At 45.1% G+C, this 3017-nt stretch carries 3 protein-coding genes; 1 reads left to right on the top strand and 2 read right to left on the bottom strand.

The window, feature by feature from the left end:
• Positions 1-541 precede the first annotated feature (541 nt).
• On the bottom strand, positions 542-868 hold the full coding sequence (locus AAGA18_15960; protein ID MEM9446836.1) for a helix-turn-helix transcriptional regulator: 327 nt from the start codon (positions 866-868) through the stop codon (positions 542-544).
• Between the two features lie 149 nt (positions 869-1017).
• Between AAGA18_15960 and AAGA18_15955 the strand changes: the two genes are divergently transcribed.
• Positions 1018-2490, top strand: a complete 1473-nt coding sequence (locus AAGA18_15955) for a hypothetical protein (protein MEM9446835.1) — start codon at positions 1018-1020, stop codon at positions 2488-2490.
• Positions 2491-2759: 269 nt separating this feature from the next.
• Here the strand turns inward: AAGA18_15955 and AAGA18_15950 are convergent.
• The coding region (locus tag AAGA18_15950) for a hypothetical protein (GenBank protein ID MEM9446834.1) at positions 2760-3017 on the bottom strand (258 nt) is incomplete at its 5' end.

The following is a 3017-nucleotide window of genomic DNA, read 5'->3' as shown; positions in this document are numbered from 1 at the left end:
CTTTTTTGGATAGGGCATTTTGGAATAACAAATATATCGGAAGCTTTAGCCATTTTTATTTTGGGTGTAGTGACAGCCTGGGTCTATTATAGATCAAGAAACATTTATGCTTGTATTCTTATACACTTTGGGTTTAATGTATCAAATTACTTCATCAGGTATATTTACTATTCGATTGATTTTAACAGAATGAATAATATAGTTCTCTTATCGGGAATGCTAATAGTTTGCCTAACACTGCTAAGTTTAGGTATCTTGAACGTAAAAAGCCAGTAATTGATGTCTTGGAGGTTTCCGAATTTACCAAATAAAGAAAGAGCAATAATCTTAGTAATTGCTATTATTTTGGCTTCCATACTACTCTATTTAAAAATAGAATATGGGTGGTTTAAAAATTTTCCAGCGGGAAGATAATACTTTTCTTTTTTCAGGAATTGTTTAGTTTAAGAGGGTAAGTTAAACTAAAGGCTCTCAAGTTTAGTGGCCTTTTCTCCTACTCAGAGTCCCTCTCTGGCTTAAGTTTGTAACTTGAGCCTTTGGCCTACATAATCGACTGGATCTTTCTTTTGGCGATAAAAGCATCAATGACCGAGAAGATATGTTCCCGATCTTCTTCGGCAAATTTTGAAACTTCCAGTATACGGGTCTGGGTGTCCTTATCCATCTCCACATCTACTTTGCCTGTGAGGTAATCCAGTGATACCTCGAGGATATCAGCAATCTTGCGGGCAATCTCGATGGAGGGCATGACCTCGTTTCTTTCGTACCTACCGAGTACATTTTTATGGATGCCCAACTGGCTAGCCAGGTCAGTTTGAGATATTCCCTGCTCCTTTCTAAAGGTGACTACAGTACTTCCGAAATCCATAACAAGCAACGTTTAAGGGTTTAAAAACCGTATCTATTGTCTAAAAACAAAGGTATGGAAACTAAAATGGTTATTCAAAAGCGATATAGTTTGAATAAATAAACTGATCTGGTATCTTAGCACCTAATTAGGTGTTAACAATTTTATTTATGCCCCCTTCCCTGAATAGTTCAAACCCCGCCCACCTGACCTACGCACAGGGCATGTTAGACATCGCCGTACTGGGCGGCATCCGTTTGGAGGGTTTAGACCGGCTGAGAGTTACCCTTAAGATCAAAATTACAGAAGACCAAAGGCCGGCCTTAAGGCACAACCTGGATTTATACAACGACACCCAGGTAGAAAAACTCATTCGGCGCGTGGCAGAAAAACTGGAAGTGGGCACCAGCGTGATTGGTGCCGCTCTGTCCGAACTCACCGATGAACTGGAACACTACAGACTGCGGGAGATCGAAAACCAAGACCGGCAACCGGAAAGAAAGAAACTGCTCACTAGCGAAGAGATCCAAGCCGCAAGACTCTACCTCAGTGCCCCGAACCTAATGGCCCGCACCAGAGAAGACATTGGCAAAGCCGGTGTCATTGGCGAAGAAGACAACCGGCTGTTAATGTATTTAATCTTCACCAGCCGGAAACGAGACAACCCCTTGCACATCATCAGCTTAGGCAGCAGCGGGATAGGCAAGACCCACTTGCAGGAGAAAATAGGCGCCTTAATCCCCGAAGAAGACAAACTGGAAATCACCACCCTGAGCGGCAACGCCTTCTACTACTTTGGGCAACGGGAACTCAGGAACAAACTCATCTTAATCGAGGACCTGGACGGCGCAGAAGATGTATTGTATCCCTTACGAGAAATCAAAAGCAAAAAGCAACTCACCAAGACCGTCGTCGTCAAAAACACCAAAGGCGAAACCCGGACCGTCACCTTAAAAGTAGAAGGTCCGGTAAGCGTGGCCGGTTGCACCACCAAAGAAACCTTATACCAAGACAACGCCAACCGAAGCTTTTTGATCTACATCGATGAAAGCCGGGAGCAGGACGAAAACATCATGCAGTACCAGCGTGCCGAGTCGGCCGGCCGGATAGACAAAATAGCAGAACATCAAATCGTAGAACAGTTCAAAAACAGGCAACGCGTCCTGCAGCCCGTACAGGTCAGAAACCCCTATGCCGAGCAATTGAAAATCCCACAGGAAGTCTTTAAGCCCCGGCGGACCAACGCCCACTACCTGGCTTTTATCGAAGCCGTCACCTTCTACCACCAATACCAACGTGAGAAACAATACGACCAGGACACCGGGGAAGAATTCATAGCCACCACCCTCGAAGACATAAGAGAAGCCAATACCTTGATGAAAGCAGTGTTGCTGAGGAAATCTGATGAGCTCTCCGGGGCCTGTAGAAACTACTATGAACGCTTAAAACACTGGTTACAGGCCGAAGCAAAGACCACCTTCACCAATAAAGAAGTCCGTCAGACCTTAAAAGAAAAGCCGAGCAACCAAAAAAAATTCATGGTACAACTACAACAATACGACTACGTCAGAAAAGGGTCGGGAGACCAAAAGAAAGGCTATTGCTATCAAGTGGCCAGCCTAGCCGATTACAAGCAAATGTAAAATAAAATAGACAGCGTACTTGACAACGTATTGCTTAAGCTGGAAAAGCAGTTCAGAAGTTCAGCAGCAGTTCATTCTCAAAAAGAACCGCTTAACAGCAAGAAAACCAGTAAATTAACCCAAGCAGTTCAGCAGTCAGGGAAAACATCAACCGGGACTAAATCGGGATGAAAAAACTCGCCCTACAAACCCCCTCGTTCCGGTACTTAGAACAATCCTTCAAAGAATGGCTTGATATATTAGGCTATGCCCCTACTACGGTATACAACCTACCCCTCCATGTGCGGGAACTGCTGCATTACCTTGAGAACAATGACATCAACCACATCAATCAGATAGACACCCATCACATCCAAGCCCACTTCAAGCAACTGAAAGCCCGGAGCCACCAGCGCAAAGGGGGCGCCTTGAGCGGCGCCCACCTCAACAAACACGCCCAGGCCCTCATGAAACTTACCGAATACCTGCGCAAAGTGGGCAGGTTGACCCTTCCGGAAACCTACCTGCGCCATGAAAATACCCCCCAT

This window comes from Verrucomicrobiota bacterium (assembly GCA_039192515.1).
Taxonomy (GTDB): Bacteria; Verrucomicrobiota; Verrucomicrobiia; order Methylacidiphilales; family JBCCWR01; genus JBCCWR01.
Note: the sequence above shows the minus strand (reverse complement) of the source record. Positions and strands in the feature narration are given on the sequence as shown.

Excerpts from the sequence above, each read along its gene's own strand:
- AAGA18_15960 (MEM9446836.1), bottom strand. The coding sequence starts at position 868 with ATGGATTTCGGAAGTACTGTAGTCACCTTTAGAAAGGAGCAGGGAATA.
- AAGA18_15955 (MEM9446835.1), top strand. The coding sequence starts at position 1,018 with ATGCCCCCTTCCCTGAATAGTTCAAACCCCGCCCACCTGACCTACGCA.